The 18,134-nt window shown below is 43.7% G+C and carries 15 protein-coding genes and 1 pseudogene; 2 read left to right on the top strand and 14 right to left on the bottom strand.

Annotation, left to right across the window (positions count from 1 at the left end; translation table 11 throughout):
- Positions 1-58: 58 nt before the first annotated feature.
- The 10 genes from HMPREF2917_RS09525 to HMPREF2917_RS09480 all read right to left on the bottom strand — a co-directional run bounded on the left by HMPREF2917_RS09525 (position 59) and on the right by HMPREF2917_RS09480 (position 10,978).
- On the bottom strand, positions 59-1,189 hold the full coding sequence (locus HMPREF2917_RS09525) for an ABC transporter ATP-binding protein (RefSeq protein ID WP_031576152.1): 1,131 nt from the start codon (positions 1,187-1,189) through the stop codon (positions 59-61).
- A gap of 124 nt (positions 1,190-1,313) precedes the next feature.
- The gene (locus HMPREF2917_RS09520; RefSeq protein WP_070590473.1) at positions 1,314-2,174 is read right to left on the bottom strand and encodes a helix-turn-helix domain-containing protein; all 861 of its coding nucleotides are present in this window, start codon (positions 2,172-2,174) and stop codon (positions 1,314-1,316) included.
- Positions 2,171-2,569 (bottom strand): Mini-ribonuclease 3, encoded by a 399-nt coding sequence (locus tag HMPREF2917_RS09515; RefSeq protein WP_070590471.1) that lies wholly within the window; start codon positions 2,567-2,569, stop codon positions 2,171-2,173. The genes HMPREF2917_RS09520 and HMPREF2917_RS09515 overlap by 4 nt, the downstream gene beginning before the upstream one ends.
- Positions 2,562-3,905, bottom strand: coding sequence for a cysteine--tRNA ligase (gene cysS / locus HMPREF2917_RS09510; RefSeq protein WP_070590470.1), 1,344 nt, complete (start codon positions 3,903-3,905; stop codon positions 2,562-2,564). The genes HMPREF2917_RS09515 and cysS overlap by 8 nt, the downstream gene beginning before the upstream one ends.
- A 41-nt stretch (positions 3,906-3,946) precedes the next feature.
- Positions 3,947-4,711 carry a nucleoside phosphorylase gene (locus HMPREF2917_RS09505; RefSeq protein WP_070590468.1) on the bottom strand — a complete coding sequence of 255 codons (765 nt, stop codon included), beginning with the start codon at positions 4,709-4,711 and terminating at the stop codon, positions 3,947-3,949.
- A 4-nt stretch (positions 4,712-4,715) separates the two neighbouring features.
- Complete coding sequence (locus HMPREF2917_RS09500) at positions 4,716-5,582, bottom strand: GNAT family N-acetyltransferase (RefSeq protein ID WP_070590466.1); 867 nt, start codon at positions 5,580-5,582, stop codon at positions 4,716-4,718.
- A 12-nt stretch (positions 5,583-5,594) separates the two neighbouring features.
- On the bottom strand, positions 5,595-6,212 hold the full coding sequence (gene cysE / locus HMPREF2917_RS09495) for a serine O-acetyltransferase (RefSeq protein WP_070590464.1): 618 nt from the start codon (positions 6,210-6,212) through the stop codon (positions 5,595-5,597).
- A gap of 24 nt (positions 6,213-6,236) precedes the next feature.
- Positions 6,237-8,465, bottom strand: a complete 2,229-nt coding sequence (gene pnp / locus HMPREF2917_RS09490) for a polyribonucleotide nucleotidyltransferase (protein WP_070590461.1) — start codon at positions 8,463-8,465, stop codon at positions 6,237-6,239.
- Positions 8,466-8,947: 482 nt separating this feature from the next.
- Positions 8,948-9,685 carry a hypothetical protein gene (locus HMPREF2917_RS09485; protein WP_070590459.1) on the bottom strand — a complete coding sequence of 246 codons (738 nt, stop codon included), beginning with the start codon at positions 9,683-9,685 and terminating at the stop codon, positions 8,948-8,950.
- Between the two features lie 15 nt (positions 9,686-9,700).
- Complete coding sequence (locus HMPREF2917_RS09480; RefSeq protein ID WP_070590456.1) at positions 9,701-10,978, bottom strand: DUF6287 domain-containing protein; 1,278 nt, start codon at positions 10,976-10,978, stop codon at positions 9,701-9,703.
- 155 nt (positions 10,979-11,133) lie between these two features.
- Between HMPREF2917_RS09480 and pepF the strand changes: the two genes are divergently transcribed.
- Complete coding sequence (gene pepF / locus HMPREF2917_RS09475; RefSeq protein WP_070590455.1) at positions 11,134-12,930, top strand: oligoendopeptidase F; 1,797 nt, start codon at positions 11,134-11,136, stop codon at positions 12,928-12,930.
- 74 nt (positions 12,931-13,004) lie between these two features.
- Positions 13,005-13,652, top strand: a complete 648-nt coding sequence (locus tag HMPREF2917_RS09470) for a hypothetical protein (RefSeq protein WP_049475180.1) — start codon at positions 13,005-13,007, stop codon at positions 13,650-13,652.
- A 100-nt stretch (positions 13,653-13,752) separates the two neighbouring features.
- On the opposite strand, the gene trxA is transcribed toward HMPREF2917_RS09470, so the two are convergent.
- The 4 genes and pseudogenes from trxA to HMPREF2917_RS09450 all read right to left on the bottom strand — a co-directional run bounded on the left by trxA (position 13,753) and on the right by HMPREF2917_RS09450 (position 17,918).
- The gene (gene trxA / locus HMPREF2917_RS09465; RefSeq protein ID WP_049475181.1) at positions 13,753-14,067 is read right to left on the bottom strand and encodes a thioredoxin; all 315 of its coding nucleotides are present in this window, start codon (positions 14,065-14,067) and stop codon (positions 13,753-13,755) included.
- A 12-nt stretch (positions 14,068-14,079) separates the two neighbouring features.
- Positions 14,080-14,304, bottom strand: a complete 225-nt coding sequence (locus HMPREF2917_RS09460; protein WP_049475182.1) for a DUF4649 family protein — start codon at positions 14,302-14,304, stop codon at positions 14,080-14,082.
- Between the two features lie 247 nt (positions 14,305-14,551).
- Positions 14,552-14,821, bottom strand: a complete 270-nt coding sequence (gene rpsO / locus HMPREF2917_RS09455) for a 30S ribosomal protein S15 (protein WP_003004251.1) — start codon at positions 14,819-14,821, stop codon at positions 14,552-14,554.
- A gap of 410 nt (positions 14,822-15,231) precedes the next feature.
- A pseudogene (locus tag HMPREF2917_RS09450) lies at positions 15,232-17,918 on the bottom strand (Cna B-type domain-containing protein).
- Between the last annotated feature and the right edge of the window lie 216 nt (positions 17,919-18,134).

Raw genomic sequence — 18,134 nt, 5'->3', positions numbered from 1 at the left:
TCCTTAAAATGAAAGAGACCGAGACATATCGTCTCAGTCTCTACAGTTTCAGTAGGTATTAGTATACTGTTTTTTCAGTTTCTTTGTCGAAGAAGTGAGCTTTGTTCAAGTCAAATCCAAGTTCGATGGTTTCACCAGTTCCAAGGTAGTCACGTGCATCTACTTTAGCGATGAATTCGTTGTCACCAACTTGGCAGTACAAGTGAGATTCTGAACCAAGCAATTCAGATACAGAGATGGTTGCTTTCACGACTGATTCTGGGAATGTTTCAAGGAAAGCAGCTTCTGTATTCACGTCTTCTGGACGGATACCAAAGATGATTTCTTTACCATCATAGCCTTTTTCACGAAGAACTTTCAAAGCACCTTCTGGAACTTTCAAATTCAAGCCATTGGCAACGATGTATCCACCTTCCAATTTCACGTTAATGAAGTTCATTGCAGGGCTTCCGATGAATCCAGCTACGAATTTGTTTACTGGGTTTTTGTACACTTCTTGTGGAGTTCCGATTTGTTCTACACGTCCAATTGTACCAGTACCTGCAGGGTTTTTAGTAGCAGACATGATAACGATACGGTCAGCAAGTGTCATTGCTTCTGTTTGGTCGTGAGTTACGTAGATCGTTGTAGCTCCGATACGACGGTGGATTTTCGCAATTTCAGCACGCATGGATACACGAAGTTTAGCATCCAAGTTTGACAAAGGTTCGTCCATCAAGAACACTTTTGCATCACGGACAATGGCACGTCCCATGGCCACACGTTGACGTTGACCACCAGAAAGGTCAGCTGGTTTACGATCCAAGAATTCTTTCAAGCCAAGGATTTCAGCTGCTTCTTGTACACGTTTGTCGATGTCTTCTTTGCTGTATTTACGCAATTTCAAACCGAAAGCCATGTTATCGTATACAGTCATGTGTGGGTAAAGAGCGTAGTTTTGGAATACCATGGCGATATCACGGTCTTTAGGTGCCACGTTGTTTACAACAGTGCCATCGATTGAACATTCACCTTCTGTGATATCTTCAAGACCAGCGATCATACGAAGAGTCGTTGATTTACCACATCCTGAAGGACCTACGAAAACGATAAATTCTTTGTCTTTGATGTCCAAGTTGAAGTCTTCTACTGAGTAGTGTTCGCTGTTTGGATATTTTTTGTAAATATTTTTAAGATTTAATTCTACCATGATGGTACTCCTTTGATTTTTATAGTTCTATTGTAAATGAAAACGTTTTACAAATCTATGGCAAGTCTCACAAAAAAGAAAAAGAGTTTTGTGCAAGTTGCACAAAACTCTCGATTGATTCCGTTTAAATGACATCTTGCAAGACTAAATGGTAGCAAAGAGCCAGATCTGTCAGACTTTTCAACTGGAGACCCGTTAGCTCTTCCCACTTATCAATCTTGTATTGGAGCGAATTGCGATGGAGATAGAGTTGCTGGGCCGCCTTGGTCACGACTGCCCCATTTTCCCAAAGAGCGACAATGATGTCTTGCAATTGATCTTGACTTTCAATCAACTGATACAAGCGTTCTTTGATCGGGGTAAGATCCAGACCTGCCTGCTCGATCCCCCACAGATAGAGTTGAGAAAAGCGATAGACGCCTTGATGACCTTCTCGGATCCAAGCTCGAAAGACCGCCTGTTCTGCTCGGATAACCGGAGACACTTTTCCTTCTTTTGACTCGGTCCATACTTGCCCGACCAGGATAGATAAACGAATGTTAAAATCATACTCCATGGCAGAGACAGTATCTTTTAAGATAGCAGCTACAGGCAGCGACTGGTCTTGGTCCAGAATGAGCACGTAGTCCTGTCCACTCAGTTGCAAGGTTGCTCGGAAGTTGGGCAAGAGTGTCTGCATCATCTCTAGCCAAGAAGCCGTCCCTTCCGCTGTTGAATGCGAGATATGGCAATAGACGAGCTGCATTTTTTTGATGACTTGAGGGGCTTCTCCCTTTCCATCGATCAGGTACTGGTACCAAGGATTAGGGGCAACCTCTTCTTCACCGCCCAACCAGGAAATCAATTGTTTTTCTCGCTCGGTTAGCTCTTCTTCCTTCAGCAGCAGCCATTGATGAGCCCGAAGGGGAATGGCTACATAACCAGCTGGTGGATTGGCTTGATCCGTCACCTCTGCATGAGGAAACCACTCTCTGATATTTTTCACTGCTTTCTTCCTTCTTCTACTTGCTGGATGCACCAGTCAATCAGCTCTTCTAGACGAGAGAGCTCTCCCGTCATATGGAGATAACCCATGACAGCCTCAAAGCCCGTCGACATCCGATAGGTCACGACATCCGCATTTTTGGCCTTGGTATGGCTATTGGTATTGCGACCGCGCTTGTAGATCTCCAACTCTTTTCCCGTCAGAATTTCTTGCTCCAGCATGCTTTCAATCAAGCTGGCCTGAGCCCTAGCTGAGACATAGCGGGTGGCAGCCTGGTGAAGCTTATTGGGCTTGGTCATCCCTTGAAAGATCAGGTGTCTGCGAATATACATGGAATAGACCGCATCTCCCTCAAAGGCAAGGGCGATCCCATTGATTAGATTGACATCAATCACGTGTCCACCTTACACCTTCTTTTGTATCCAAGAGCTTGATTCCTTGTGCAGCCAATTCATCGCGAATGGCATCTGCTCGCGCAAAATCTTTCTTAGCCCGCGCTTCCTGACGTTCAGCGATCAAAGCTTCAATATCTGCATCCAAGACTTCTTCGACAAAGACCACTCCAAAGACTTCTAACATCTTGGTCAAGGCATCCTTGACGTCTTGGTTGTAGTGACCTGAATTGATCCATTTAGCCAATTCAAAGACGACGGTGATGCCGTTTGCCGCATTGATATCTTCATCCATAGCCGCGATAAACTTGTCCACAAAGCTTTGCAATTCTGCTGTATCCACTTCTCCTGTGAACGGTTGCTCATAGGTATTTTTCAAATACTTGAGGTTGGTCTCCGCATCGCGCACCGCTTTTTCTGTGAAGTTAATGGGCTTGCGGTAATGCTGGGTCGCAAAGAAGAAGCGAAGCACTTGGCCGTCGATAGTCTTCAATGCATCATGCACGGTGATAAAGTTGCCTAAGGACTTGGACATCTTGACATTATCAATATTGACAAAGCCATTGTGCATCCAGTAATTGGCAAAAGTCTTGCCTGTTTTAGCTTCAGACTGGGCAATTTCATTAGTATGGTGCGGAAACTCAAGGTCGGCTCCACCACCGTGGATATCAATGGTATCGCCTAAAATCCCCGTCGACATGACCGAACACTCGATGTGCCAGCCTGGGCGACCTGGTCCCCATGGGCTATCCCAAGAAATCTCACCTGGTTTAGCAGCTTTCCAAAGGGCAAAGTCGACTGGATTTTCCTTGCGAGCTGTTTCCTCATCTGTCCGACCAGAAGCTCCTAGCTCCAAGTCTTCCAAGGTTTTATTCGCTAATTTTGCATAGTTGTGGGATTTTTCCACACGGAAATAGACATCGCCTTGGCTCTCATAGGCATAGCCTTTTTCGATCAAGTCGGCGACAAAACGAATGATGTCATCCATAAACTCAACCACACGAGGGTGGCGGGTTGCAGGCTTCACGCCAAGAGCCGTCACATCCTCACGGAAGGCCGCGATGTACTTGTCTGCTACTTCCTGTGGTGTGATGCCTTCTTCTTTGGCACGGTTGATAATCTTATCATCCACATCTGTAAAGTTGGAAATGTAGGCAACTTCGTAGCCACGATACTCAAAGTAGCGACGAATCGTGTCAAAGGCCACCGTTGAGCGGGCATTCCCTACGTGGATATAGTTGTAAACCGTTGGCCCACAAACATACATGCGGACCTTTCCTTCCTCGATGGGGATAAATTCTCGCAAATCACGAGACATGGTATCATAAATTTTTAACACGCTTCATTTCCTTTCTGTTTCTAGATTTTGAATCTATATTCTCATTTTTCCAACTCTAACGCAATATCGACAGCAATCTTAAAGAAAGTCATAGCATCTGCTTTTCTATCTTCACGTCTAGCATCCCATTCGTGATTGTGATGATCCACATAGTCAGCCGTGTAGAAAAATTGATAGACCTTGGCTTGTCGATATTGAGCCCAAGCCATGATAGCCGAAGCTTCCATATCTACAACTTTCGCTCCTGCTGCAAGTCTTCGTTTAACCTTAGCAGCTGTTTCACGATAGAAGGCATCTGTCGTCCAAGCTTTAGTCCGAATGTGCTCAATACCAGATTTGTTCAAAGCGTTCTCCAGAGTTGAGAAAAGCGCTTCATCATAATAAATCTCATCACTTGCTGGAGCGTAGTGGTAACTTGTACCTTCATCACGTAGAGCTGAACTTGGTATAATAATTTTATCTGCTTGAATAGACTGATCTAGAACTCCACAAGAGCCCAGAACAATAAAGTTGTTAAACCCTCTCGCTTTGAGTTCTTCTAAGAAACCCACAACCATTGGAGCTCCAATAGTAGCCATAGCAACTGCAAGTTTAAGTCCATCTACTTCATAGATATACCATGGAAATTTGCCATTTAGGTTGGTGAGATAACCACCTTCATAGACTCCGTCTATCTGCTTGACTCTGTCCACTATCTCTCCATTAAAAGACAGAATAATAGTGTCACAAATTTCTCCACTACTAAGAAGGCTTCGATCAGTTGGCTCGATAACAGCAGGTACATTTTCAAATTCTTCTAGTAATATTTATTCACTCTTTCCTATCTAGATAAACCACCTGAGTCTGTTTGACAAAGCCAATCTTTTCATACAAGCGTTTGGCACCTACATTGCTATCTTCCACTGCAATCTGAAATTTCTTATCATTTTGCTCAATGACTTGGTTGACGAGGGATTTGGCTAGATAGCTTCCGTAGCCTTGCCCACGATAGACTTCAGCAATCGCAAGTCCATAAAGGTAATTGCATTTCCCAGATACATCGACCGTACAAACGCCAATCACTTGACCTTCTTTGAGTAATATGTACAGCAGACTATCAGGATCCTTTAAAGCCTCTGAAATGTATCTGTGGCTCACTTCCGGTGCTTCCACTTCATCTGAAAAGGTTTGGTGGTGGAGCTGGGCAATGGCTTCAAGATAAGAAGGTTCTGCCAAGAGCACATCGACATCCGAACGGGAATCTAATGCATAAGCGGTTCGATCACGTCCTAACCAGGTTTCTGTCTCCTCATCCTCGTCCAGTCCCCAATTGCTGGAAAAATCAGGATGATTTTCTAGAAAAATACGCTCTGTCTGAAAAGTCACAGACTCAATTGGATAAGATGCCGTTTCTTTCTCAAAACTTCCATACAAAGCACGCGCAATTCCCTGGCGGCGATGATTGGGATGGACCAGGATCGCTACTTCCACATCTTGGTCATCCGCATAGACGGTTAATAGGCCAACAAGTTCACCTTTTTCATAATAAAGGAAAAAGGCCGGCATATCGGGATCAAAATTGAGCATATTGGAGAGATAAGGATCCCGAAACGTTCCGTCATAGTTCTGACAGATGGCAATAAGGGCCTTTGCTTCCAGTAGTTGGTGGTCATTCAATGTATTGGTTGATTGAATCACGTAGCGATCTCCTTACAAGCTAGAAGACCGATGACTGGCTTCCTTGGCATGCTCCATCTTATTCACATAGTATTCGCGTTTTTCTTCTTCTTGGTGAATGATTGGCTCATCCTTCTTACCGTGAACACGAACAATCTTGGCAGGAATACCGACAACGGTCACATCACTCGGTACATCGGAGACCACGACCGCTCCCGCTCCTACTTTGGCCTTGGCTCCAATCTCAATCGGGCCGATGACCTGAGCATGAGCGGAGACCAAAGCTCCCTCACGAACCGTTGGATGACGCTTCCCTGTATCCTTTCCAGTTCCACCGAGCGTCACCCCGTGGTAGAGCATGACACCTTTTTCAACAATAGCTGTTTCCCCAATAACGAGGCCTGCTCCATGGTCGATAAAGACACCCGAAGCAATGGTCGCACCTGGATGGATTTCGATCTGGGTCCAAAAACGCCAGAACTGACTATGCATCCGAGCTAGAAGCTTAAAGCCATGATTCCACAAAAAGTGAGAAACACGGTGAGCAGCTAACGCTTTGACGCCTGGATAGGTCAAGAGGACCTCCAGCGAGGTACGTGCTGCTGGGTCATTTTCTTTTACAATATCAATGGTTTCACGCCACCATCCCATACCGTGCTCCTTTCTTTTAAATGCTTATTCTTTCGTTGCTTCACCTGGATCTTTGGTAAAGTCTTTTCTAGGTTTATAATCTTTGTTGTGGTGACGAGGACGATCGCCATGACGATGACCCTTATCCCCTTTGTCTTCTGCATGTTCTGGTTTTGGAGGACGAGGAAGAAGTGCTTTCATAGAAGCATCGACACGACCTTTTTCATCGATCTTGATAATCTTCACATCGACTTCATCACCGATGGCTACCAAGTCTTCGACACGGTTAGTACGAGTCCAAGCCATTTCAGAGATGTGAACGAGGGCATCAGTTTTGTCAAAGAGGTTGACAAAGGCACCGAATTTCTCGATACGCACAACTTTAGCATGGTAGACTTCGTCCACTTTAGCTTCACGAACCAAACCAGCAATGATTTCTTTAGCGCGGTTAATGGCTGCTTGGTCGCTCGAGTAGATCGATACGTTCCCTTCTTCATCGATATCAATCTTAACGCCTGTTTCAGCGATGATCTTATCAATCGTTTCTCCACCCTTACCGATGACAATCTTAATCTTGTCCACATCAATCTTGATCGTATCAATTTTCGGAGCAGTTGGAGCCAATTCTGGACGAACTTCTGGAATGGTTGCTTCAATCACATCAAGGATTTCAAAACGAGCTTTCTTGGCTTGGGCAAGCGCTTCAGTCAATATTTCTGCAGTGATCCCTTGGATCTTGATATCCATTTGAAGGGCTGTAATCCCGTCACGCGTCCCTGCAACCTTAAAGTCCATATCTCCAAAGTGGTCTTCCAAACCTTGGATATCTGTCAATACGGTGTAGTTGTTTCCATCTGAGATCAGACCCATGGCAATACCTGCTACTGGAGCCTTGATTGGCACACCACCAGCCATAAGGGCAAGTGTTCCTGCACAGATAGATGCTTGAGATGAAGAACCGTTTGATTCCAAGACTTCTGCTACCAAACGGATGGCATATGGGAATTCTTCCAAGCTTGGCAAGACTTGAGCAAGCGCACGCTCACCAAGAGCACCGTGACCAATTTCACGACGACCAGGTGCACCGTAACGACCAGTTTCCCCTACAGAGTATTGTGGGAAGTTATAGTGGTGCATAAAGCGTTTCTTGTACTCTGGGTCCAAACCATCGATGATTTGCGTTTCCCCCATTGGCGCCAAAGTCAAGATAGAAAGAGCTTGAGTTTGTCCACGAGTGAAGAGACCTGAACCGTGCACACGAGGAAGATAGTCGACTTGTGCATCCAAAGGACGGATTTCATCAACCTTACGACCATCCGGACGAACCTTGTCTTCTGTAATCAAACGGCGCACTTCTGCGTGTTCCATTTGTTCCAAGATTTCAGCCACATCCCGCATGATACGGTCAAATTCTTCGTGGTCTGCATATTTTTCTTCATAAACTGCTGTGACTTGGTCTTTCACGGCTTGAGTTGCAGCTTCACGCGCCAATTTTTCTTCAACTTGAACAGCTTTTTGAAGGTCGCTGTTGTAAGCTGCGATGATTTCAGCCTGCAAGTCAGCATCTACATGAAGCAATTCTACTTCTGCTTTTTCCTTACCAACTGCCGCAACGATTTCTTCTTGGAAGGCAATCAATTCTTTAACGGCTTCGTGTCCTTTAAGAAGAGCTTCCAACATGATTTCTTCTGACAATTCTTTGGCACCAGACTCTACCATGTTGATAGCGTGTTTTGTACCAGCTACTGTCAATTCAAGAAGAGATTGCTCTGCTTGTTCTTGAGTAGGGTTGATGATGATTTGACCATCAACATAACCTACTTGGACCCCAGCGATTGGTCCGTCAAACGGAATATCTGAGATAGAAAGTGCCAAGGATGAACCAAACATGGCTGCCATTGGTGCAGATGCATTTTCATCGTAAGAAAGCACAGTATTGATGACCTGCACTTCATTACGGAAACCTTCCGCAAACATTGGACGGATTGGACGGTCAATCAAACGCGCTGTCAAGGTCGCATCTGTTGAAGGACGTCCTTCACGTTTCATAAAGCCACCAGGAAATTTCCCAGCCGCATACATTTTCTCTTCGTAGTTGACTTGAAGTGGGAAGAAATCCCCAGTTGCCATCTTCTTAGACATGACAGCTGCCGTCAAGACAGTTGACTCACCGTAACGCACGACAACAGATCCATTTGCTTGCTTAGCAACCTGACCAGTCTCTACGATCAACTCACGACCCGCAAAAGTCGTTTGAAACACTTGTTTTGTCATTGTAATCCCCTTTGGATTGATAAAATTATACGACTTGCCTACAAAAATCAGGATACAAAGGGCGTGAAGAATCCCGTATGAAAATAGGAGATTGACGCAGTGTGCCACGCACACTAGGAAATCTATCTTTTTCACTAGGAATTTAGCCCGTGTTCAACTATCAAGATACTTAGGCCGCCAAAAGCAAAGTAAAAATAGGAAACTGACGAAGTCTTCGATGAAGACAAGACAGTTTATCTTTTTTACACAGCTTTTCGGCCGGGTTCAGTTACTCAAGATACCAAGGCGTCAAGCAACTCAACGAGATAGGAATTTCAACAGCCTATCTGTATGTTATATCCTCATCTTTGTATCCAAGCACGTATACCTTTTATTTTAACATATTCAAGCCCAAAAGAAAAAGGCTTTGAGGGCCTTTTTCTTTGATTCTTCAGCAAGTTCTATATAAAAATTTTAGAGCTGGATATAGCTTTTGATTATTTTTACGATTTTGCGAATTCAGTGCTGTCGACATAAAAGCGTGTTTTGTGTGTTCCACCCTTGTAGTCCTTATTGTTTCGTTTCAAGACAAAACGTCTGTATGGGTCGGAAGTTCCTTGGATAGTCGTTGTCACTTCAACTGAATCTTCATTGATCACCCATTCATCCGGTGAAGGGATTTCCATCGGTGGCATCGCTCCGCCACGACCACCAGCTACAATTTCGTAGAAGGCCTTGTCTTTTGTCGAATAGATCCAGCCGTCCTTCTTTTCGTTTGTCAGTTGGATCAGCTGGTCTTGTGACAGACTACGGATAGAGTCCGAGGTCTCTTCAGCATTCAATTTATCAATGACATCTTGTAAATTATAAGTTCCCGGCGTGTAGGTATTGTAGTAATCAATGAACATGTCTTGCGAGTAGCCTTCAACTGCACTGTGATCGTTGTTCAACTCCAGCAAACGAGTCGGTTGCACCTGAAGTGAATAGGTCAAAGACGCACTGTTTTCAATGATCGAATAGATGTCCGCTTGGTCTGCTTTTGACAAGGTCCCAATGGCTTCTTTATCAAGTTCATCTGACTTAGCTTCTTCTGTTTGCTCATTTTCTTGGGCTTTGTCAGATGATTTTTTGACCGATGAAGCTCCTACTAGACTGTGCTTACGCTCATAGCGTTTTGGGGTGCAAGCTGCCAGAGAAAGCAAGAGGGCTGCAGCTAGTAAATATGTTCCTATTTTTTTCATGCTTGTCTCCTTTTTTTAGTCCACACGGTAGTACAAATCGTTCCCATTCGTAGCATCACTCTTACTCCAGTAAATGGATTCACTACCACCTTCTCTTGAAGGAATGAAAAGAATAGGCGTTTCATTCGTTGCCCCAGGCATCCGACTAACTCCGTGTAGATTACCCTCCTTGAAGTAAAAACCAGAAAATTGAACACCATTGACAGCACTACCATTGACTTTCACAATTCCTTGCGCATCAAACTCAATGCTCGTACCGTACTTATTTTTCCAAACTCCCGCTACACTTGAGAAATTTCCAGCTTTTATTTCATCCAGATTCATCTCAGTGCTTGTTTTGGCAGGAGCAGGATCGGCATTTCCATCCACCCGCGTTGTGAAGTCAAGGGCGATCCATCCTTGTCCAGATTCCAATTTGCCCCAGGTATGGCCATCTGCCTCTACAGTTTCCGTAATGGTGTGAGTTCCTTTTGCGATCATTCCTGCAGATGAGGCGGAGGTAGACGGTTCTTTCCGAATACGAAGATCAGCTACGCTAACTTGTACTTGGAAGCTTCCCGATTTTTTCTCTTCTGCTTTCGCTGTTGATTTGGAATCCCCTGTACCGTCAAAATTTTTCCAATCGAGCTTAGTGAGGTCTAACTTCTTAGCTGACATCCCAAGAGCTTGCTCCGCTGTTTGATCCCCACCAATTTGAATCGTCGCTTTCTTTTCTTCCTTAGCCTCCCCTTTTCCTAGCGAATAAAGGGTCAATTCCATTTCTGGATTCACAGATTGCCAAGTAGCATAGACGATTTGTCCATTGTCAAAAACATCTAAGCTGGAGCGATAGCCACCCACCGCAGCTGTATAAGCTGTATGGAGCAATTCAGCTTTTTGACCTTTAAGGTAATAGATAGCAGAAACATACTGTTTGTTTCCCGTGTATTGATTAGATACCAAGAGCTCATCCACACCATCTTGGTTCAAGTCTGTAAAAGCATACTGGAAAGTTACGGGAGTTCCCAAGCGTTCCAAAGCATCTAGATAGATATTTTCTTCTGAACCGGCTGGTGATTTCCCCAATTCCGCAAACAGGCCTGCTTTATCCCCATTTTTAAGAGCTGTATCATACTTAGCATACCGCTCCAAAACCTCTTGATAGTGCTTCTGACCTGTATCCTTCTTTTCTTTTTTAACCGCCGATGATGTGGCCGTTTTTGGTTTGCTTTGGCGTTCATAACGTTTGGGTGCACAAGCCACCAGAGCTAGAACGGACGCACCCGCCAGTAGTGAAATCATAACCTTTTTCATAAAAACCTCCTCATATCTATCCTAGTATATCAAAAATGGTCGATTTTTCCAGCTCTTTTCAAGATTTTTACACAAGCATTTTCCCCTCTCCCTCTATGTTTCTGTCCTTTTTTCTGCTATACTTAAGGAAGAATACCGATCAAAAGGAGAACATTATGGAATTAAAAAAACGTTCTGAATTTCCTGAGAACGAACTCTGGGACCTCACAGCCCTCTACCAAGAACAGGAAGACTTCTTGCGCGCCATTGAAAAAACACGTGAAGAAATCAATGAATTTGTCCGTAACTACAAGGGCAACCTCCACACCTTTGAAGACTTTGAAGCCGCATTTGCGATTTTTGAACAAATTCAGATCCAACTCAGCCACATTGGTAACTACAGCTTTATGCCCCAAACCACTGACTTTGGCGATGAAGCTTTTGCGGAAATTGCCCAAGCGGGGATGGATTTTGAAACTTGGGCGAGCGTTGAACTTTCCTTCTTTGACGATGCTTTGGTAGAAGCGGATGAAGAAGTCCTTGAACGTCTCGGACAACTCCCTCACCTCACTTTTGCCATTCGTCAGGCTAAAATCAAAAAAGCTCACTACTTGGGAGCTGATGTGGAAAAAACTCTGACCAACCTTGGTGAAGTCTTCTACGGGCCTCAAGACATCTATACCAAGATGCGGGCAGGCGACTTTGAAATGGCTGATTTTGAAGTGGATGGAAAAGTTTACAAGAATAGCTTTGTTACCTATGAAAACTTCTACCAAAACCATGAGAATGCGGAAGTTCGTGAAAAAGCCTTTCGTTCCTTCTCAGAAGGTCTCCGCAAGCACCAAAACACGGCTGCTGCCACCTATCTAGCCCAAGTCAAAGCAGAAAAACTGATCGCAGACATGCGAGGTTACGACTCAGTCTTTGACTATCTCTTGGCTGAACAGGAAGTGGATCGTGCCATGTTTGACCGTCAGATCGACCTGATCATGAAAGACTTCGCTCCGGTCGCTCAAAAATTCCTCAAACACGTGGCCAAGGTCAACGGCCTTGAGAAAATGACTTTTGCTGATTGGAAGTTGGACTTAGACAGTGCGCTCAACCCAGATGTCACCATTGATGACGCTTATGACTTGGTCATGAAATCTGTAGCTCCTCTTGGGGAAGAATATTCCCGCGAAATTGCCCGCTACCAAACCGAACGTTGGGTCGACTTTGCTGCCAATGAAGGCAAGGATTCCGGTGGTTATGCAGCCGATCCTTACCGTGTCCATCCTTATGTCCTCATGAGTTGGACAGGACGGATGAGCGATGTCTACACCCTGATCCACGAAATCGGACACTCTGGTCAATTCATCTTCTCAGACAACAACCAAAGCTACTTCAACGCCCACATGTCGACCTACTATGTGGAAGCTCCTTCTACCTTTAACGAGCTCCTCCTCAGCGACTATTTGGAACACCAGTTTGACGATCCTCGTCAAAAACGCTTTGCTTTGGCTCACCGTTTGACAGATACCTACTTCCACAACTTCATCACTCACTTGTTGGAAGCAGCCTTCCAACGCAAGGTCTACACCCTGATCGAAGAAGGTGGCACCTTCGGCGCTAGCAAGCTCAATAGCATCATGAAGGAAGTCTTGACAGAATTCTGGGGAGACGCCGTTGAAATCGATGACGACGCAGCCTTGACCTGGATGCGCCAAAGCCACTACTACATGGGGCTTTACAGCTACACTTACTCAGCTGGCTTGGTTATCTCAACAGCGGGATACTTGCATTTGAAGAACTCCGAAAACGGAGCCAAAGATTGGCTAGACCTCCTCAAATCAGGTGGCAGCAAGACCCCACTTGAGTCAGCCATGATCATCGGAGCAGATATCTCGACTGACAAACCACTCCGCGACACCATCCAATTCCTTTCAGACACTGTCGATCAAATCATTGCTTACAGTGCCGAATTGGGAGAATAGATACTTATTCCGTGAGGAATTCATTGGCGAATATGTTAGACTAGTTAGTAAAAATCTATCAATGAGGAGATAACATGAAAAATAAGCCCCTACTAGTGGCTGTTGCAGTCTTGTCTTTAGTTAGTCTTGTTGCTTGTAGCAGTCCAAAGAAAGAGTCCAGTGGGCCATCATCTTCGGAATCTACTTCCACTAGTGTGGTGAAAGAGACTATAGAATCGAGTAGTAAGGTAGAGAAAAAAACATCAGATGGTGATCAGAGTTCTGAAGAAACTAAACGAATCGGTTCAGCAGATTATGGATATGTCAATATCCCGAGTGACTGGAAAAAATATGAATCTGTAGAAAATGGAGATAACATTGAATACAGAGATCCAAGTGGTAATTATGCTATTATTTTAAATGCCTCCAATAGAGAAAAAGCAAATGTAGCTGAAGGAGAGGAATTTGGTCCTGATATGATGGCTAAAAGATTTGAAAGTGGCATGAACAAAACAAATAAAGTCGTTAAGATTTCAAGATCTTCTGTTACCGTTGGAGGAAACGAAGCAATTCAAGTAAATATGAGTCTTAAATCAGGCAATTATACTATTCTCTGGACATTCCAAAAGGATGATAAGGTATATAACATTGTATGTGTTGGCGATGAAAAAACAATAGATCAATTGACAACTTATGTCAAAGAGACTTGGAGCTTTGATGGAACAGGTGCCGTGACGGATTAATGAAGAGTGTTAGGTAGCTGTACTGACCCCAAAAAGTTAGACAAATAATTCAACTATATAGTAAAAAACACTCCCATATTCAAATGGGAGTGTTTTGTGATTAATTCAACTCAGCAATAATTGCCTTAATTTGTGCTGCGGTATGCACTCCTGCTACTTGTTTAACAACCTGCCCATCTTTTTTAAAGAGCAAGGTTGGAATGGACATAATGCCGAAAGCACGCGCTGTTTCTGGATTTTCATCCACATCCATTTTTAGGATTTTTAACTCATCTTCCGAAAGTTCTTCCGATAATTTTTCTAAAATAGGAGCTTGCATGCGACATGGACCACACCAGGTTGCCCAAAAGTCTACCAAGACCAAACCTTCTTTTGTTTCTGCTTCAAATGTTGCGTCTGTAATTGCTTTTGCCATTTTCTTTCTCCTTTAGTTTTGGTACTGCGTCAAATCTTGCTTCATCAAATAGAAGAAAACATCCCCGTAAGTCCCTTGGTAATCCAACTCATGCCCATTATAGGTCAGTTTCACAACAGGATAAAAATCTGCTACCCCAATCAAGCAAGCTTGTTGGGAGCGTTCAAACTCTTCGTAGGAATCAAAATGCATGACTCTTTCTTGTTTTGCACTGTCTAGATATGTAATTTCAATCATATCGATAACCTCTATTTCTTATGATGCATCAATTGTAACTCTAGACATTACATCTGTCAAATAAAACGACTTCCTCAGAATGATGAATCTCGTTCGATAAGGAAAAGACAAGAAAAAAGCCCTCTGAATCCAGAGAGCTCCATTCTTGCTAGATAAAACGTTTCTAGACAAGGCGACGAACCGAAGATTGTACTGACGGTACATCGAGGCGAAGTCAACGAAGTATAGAAACGTTTTAGACGCAAGATTAACGACGAAGTCCAAGAGAGTTGATCAACTCACGGTAACGGTTAACGTCGTTTGTACGAAGGTAAGCCAACAAGTTACGACGGCGACCGATTTTCTTCATCAAACCACGGTAAGTAGCGTGGTCTTTTTTGTGTTGTTTGATGTGTTCGTTCAAGTGGTTGATTTCCCAAGTAAGGACAGCAACTTGTACTTCTACTGAACCAGTGTCACCTTCGTGACGTGCGTATTGTGCAATGATTTCATTTTTTTTCTCTTTTGAGATTGCCATGATAAGCTCCTTTTCTTTATGCTCTATCCGAGTGGCAGGTTTGGCATATCCTGCTACCAAGAAAGAGTTAGTTGTCTATTCGACCTTCTTATTCTACCAAGATTTCATCTTTCTGTCAAACACTTATGTTTCCTTTGAGAGGAGCTTTTCTCTTTTCTAAAAAGAACCTTGGGAATTTGGACGGTTTGATGGAACATTCTTCAAGCAACTTATTCAAAAGAGAGTGGGACAGAAATCGGTCATTCGTTAGAATTCGATTTCGTCGTTCCACCTCCGCACAGTTGAGTAGGCCTGTATAAGCTGATGAAATCAGCGTATTAGAGCCCACTCAACAACTGCGTCTTGCTCGACAATCCAAAAACAATTGAGAGGCTAGGACTTTTGTCCCAGCCTCTTTATCGGTATGAAGCTTATTTCTCTTTCCGTTTACCACGCAAGAGCAAAGCCAAAGCAAAAATTGCTAAGAGTGCACCGAGTATGGTCAACCCGTAAGCAACAACTTCACCAGTTGATGGAAGAATTTTTTTCTTTCCTTCTTTTGGTGTAGTTGGAGTTTCTGGTTTTTCCGGTGTGCTTGGCGGCGTTGTTGGTGGTGTCGTCGGTGGAGTTGTAGGAGGAGTTGTTGGCGGTGTCGTTGGTGGGGTTGTAGGAGGAGTCGTTGGCGGGGTGCTTGGAGGGGTTGTCGGTGGAGTCGTCGGTGGAGTATGACGATTCGTTACCGTGAAACCATCAATGTTGCTTGTATAACCTGCTACTGGATCCTCTGTAATCGTGTAGGCAATCTTCTTACCTTCCTTGTATACAGGTAGATCCGTGAAGCTTGCCTGCCAATTATCAGTAGCTGTGATTTCTTTTACAGCTACTTCTTGACCATCCGCAAGGAGACGAACTGTGATTTTTTCAGGACGAAGACCATCTTTATTGTCTGCATCATCCCAGATCTTCTTGACCGCTACTTCTGTTACTTCTGGTGTGCGGCTATTGGTAATCACTACATTTCCCTTGTTACTGTCATCGACCGTACTAGAATAGCCTTTGACTGTCCCAACTTCTTTCACTTGGTACTGAATCTCTTTGCCTTTCGCTTTTAGAGGCAAATCGCTAAAGGTATGGGTCCAGTTATTTTTAGCAGAAAGTTCCACTTCTTTTCCTTGAGCTTTGCCATCTGCATAGAGCTGTACCTTAATGGTGCTTGGACGTTTGCCATCTTGGTCATTGTTGTCTTCCCAACGTTTTGTAACAGTGACGCTGGTTTTACCTGGCTTGTAGCTATTGGTAATGGTTGTTCCATCAATCGCAACAGAGTAATTGGCTACTGTGTCTTCTGTGACTGTGTAGACAATTTGTTTGCCGTGATTGTATTTTGGAAGATTGGTAAAGACTGTCTTCCAATCAGTCGCTGCACTTAGCTCTTGGCTAGCTACTTCTTGACCATCTGCAAGGAGACGAACAGTGACCTTGTCAGGACGAACGCCATCTTGGTTTTCATTGTCTTTCCAAACTTTCGTTACTGGAATCTCAACAACTTCTGGTGTCCGACTGTTGGTAATATTGCTTCCTTCGATAGTTGTTTCATAGCCTTCAACAGGTTCTTCTGAAACAGTGTAGGCAATGACATTACCAGCATCATCGACCACATCGAGATTATCAAAATGATAAGCCCAAGTTCCTGCTGCATCTGGTTTCACTTCTTTAGAAGCGACTTTGACGCCATTTGCTAGGAGATTGACTATGATTTTTGATGGACGCTTGCCATCTTGATCGTCATTGTCATTCCATGTCTTTTGACCAGAGACACTTGTTTTTTCTTTTTGGTTCACAACATCACGAGAAATCGCGAGGTCATTTCCAAAATCGTCCTTGCTGATCTTGATAGGTTCTTCTGAGAGAACATAGCCTGTTGGAGCTTGAATTTCTTGAACCGTATAAGCTTGTTTGATCAAGCCCGTAATGGTGCCAACACCATTCTCATCTGTCGTGATGGTTCCCACTTGCTCACCAGTATCATCTGCTGTCACAGCAAAGACAGCACCTGCAAGCGCTTGACCATTTTCACCTTTTTTGTGAATGGTGAAGGAATATTTCTCACCATTGAAGTCTCCATCAAGGAACTGATACAGAATGTCTGCAACCTTATTTTGTTCCTTGATTTCTGTAGCTGTCATGCTAGCATTGTTTTTAAAGGATGTATTGATGGCTGGGACCTTGTCCAAATAGACATCATAGCGAACAGTCATCCCTTGTTCAGGAGCTAGATCTCCAATATGAACCGTTAGAGAACGACCATCAGCGCTGACAACAGGGGAATAATTCTTGGTGACGTTTGTGGTATCTTTTAAATGATAAGCCCCATCTTCGTCACTGACCTGCCAAGTTCCTGTATGGATGTTGACAGAATCTGCTTTGATCTTCCCATCTGTAAGGCCAATTGGTCTTTAATGTCAATATTATGAAGGGCTGTGTGGCCTTGATTGATGTTCAAGGTATAGGTCAATTTTAATTTATCGTCTGAGTTGGTCCACCCCCACTTGCTAAAGACTTCTGGAGTAGGAGGATTCTCACCTGGATTGACCCCTTTGTAATCGATATTTCCACCTGAAATCACTTTCTTATCGATCGTAAGAGTAAAATCAAGTGTCTTTTGTCCTTTGACGACTTGGTGGTCTACACGTGCAAAGAAACGCAGTTTCCCTGTCACATTGGCCATTCTTTCAGGATAGTCCGTATAGGTTACGGTGATGACCTTTCTTTGATCATCTACCGTTGCTGTCGCAACCTTTTGACCACTTGGATCCAGCAGGTCAATGGTGTCCGTTTCAAAGACCTTAAAGTCATCTCCAAGTTGGATAACGGTCTGATCTCCCTTTTTTACACGTCCATTTGGCAACACAAAGTTTGCTTCAACTTGAAAACTCTCCCAAACACCGAGTGGATCTGTAATCGCTCCACCAGTTGATTTCGAGATGTTTACAGATGTCACAACATCATTGATCGTATCTGCATGGACTTTAGCTGGACTATTGGGTTTGGCAAATCCTAAAGCCGCTAATAAAAATAGGGCAACTGTTGTCACAACAGAATAGAGCCACTTTTTCATAAACGATTTTTCTCCTTTTTCTACGTTTACTAGATAAGGTATGTGAGTCGAAAAATTATCACTACATATTGTGATTTTTTACACAACCCATCTTTTTTCATTATAATCGATTTACTTTGAGAAGACAAGCTATTATATATGCTTTTTTGTATTTTAAGTACATTTTTTTGATACAAAGAAAAATAGAGAGTGGGACAGAAATCGGTCATTCGTTAG

Source organism: Streptococcus sp. HMSC061E03, from assembly GCF_001813505.1.
Lineage (GTDB): Bacteria > Bacillota > Bacilli > Lactobacillales > Streptococcaceae > Streptococcus.
Note: the sequence above shows the minus strand (reverse complement) of the source record. Positions and strands in the feature narration are given on the sequence as shown.

What these genes read in the sequence shown, in the direction of transcription:
- HMPREF2917_RS09525 (WP_031576152.1), bottom strand. Translation starts at nt 1,189, where the DNA reads ATGGTAGAATTAAATCTTAAAAATATTTACAAAAAATATCCAAACAGC.
- cysE (WP_070590464.1), bottom strand. Translation starts at nt 6,212, where the DNA reads ATGGGATGGTGGCGTGAAACCATTGATATTGTAAAAGAAAATGACCCA.
- pnp (WP_070590461.1), bottom strand. Translation starts at nt 8,465, where the DNA reads ATGACAAAACAAGTGTTTCAAACGACTTTTGCGGGTCGTGAGTTGATC.
- HMPREF2917_RS09485 (WP_070590459.1), bottom strand. Translation starts at nt 9,685, where the DNA reads ATGAAAAAAATAGGAACATATTTACTAGCTGCAGCCCTCTTGCTTTCT.
- HMPREF2917_RS09480 (WP_070590456.1), bottom strand. Translation starts at nt 10,978, where the DNA reads ATGAAAAAGGTTATGATTTCACTACTGGCGGGTGCGTCCGTTCTAGCT.
- pepF (WP_070590455.1), top strand. Translation starts at nt 11,134, where the DNA reads ATGGAATTAAAAAAACGTTCTGAATTTCCTGAGAACGAACTCTGGGAC.
- HMPREF2917_RS09470 (WP_049475180.1), top strand. Translation starts at nt 13,005, where the DNA reads ATGAAAAATAAGCCCCTACTAGTGGCTGTTGCAGTCTTGTCTTTAGTT.
- trxA (WP_049475181.1), bottom strand. Translation starts at nt 14,067, where the DNA reads ATGGCAAAAGCAATTACAGACGCAACATTTGAAGCAGAAACAAAAGAA.
- HMPREF2917_RS09460 (WP_049475182.1), bottom strand. Translation starts at nt 14,304, where the DNA reads ATGATTGAAATTACATATCTAGACAGTGCAAAACAAGAAAGAGTCATG.
- rpsO (WP_003004251.1), bottom strand. Translation starts at nt 14,821, where the DNA reads ATGGCAATCTCAAAAGAGAAAAAAAATGAAATCATTGCACAATACGCA.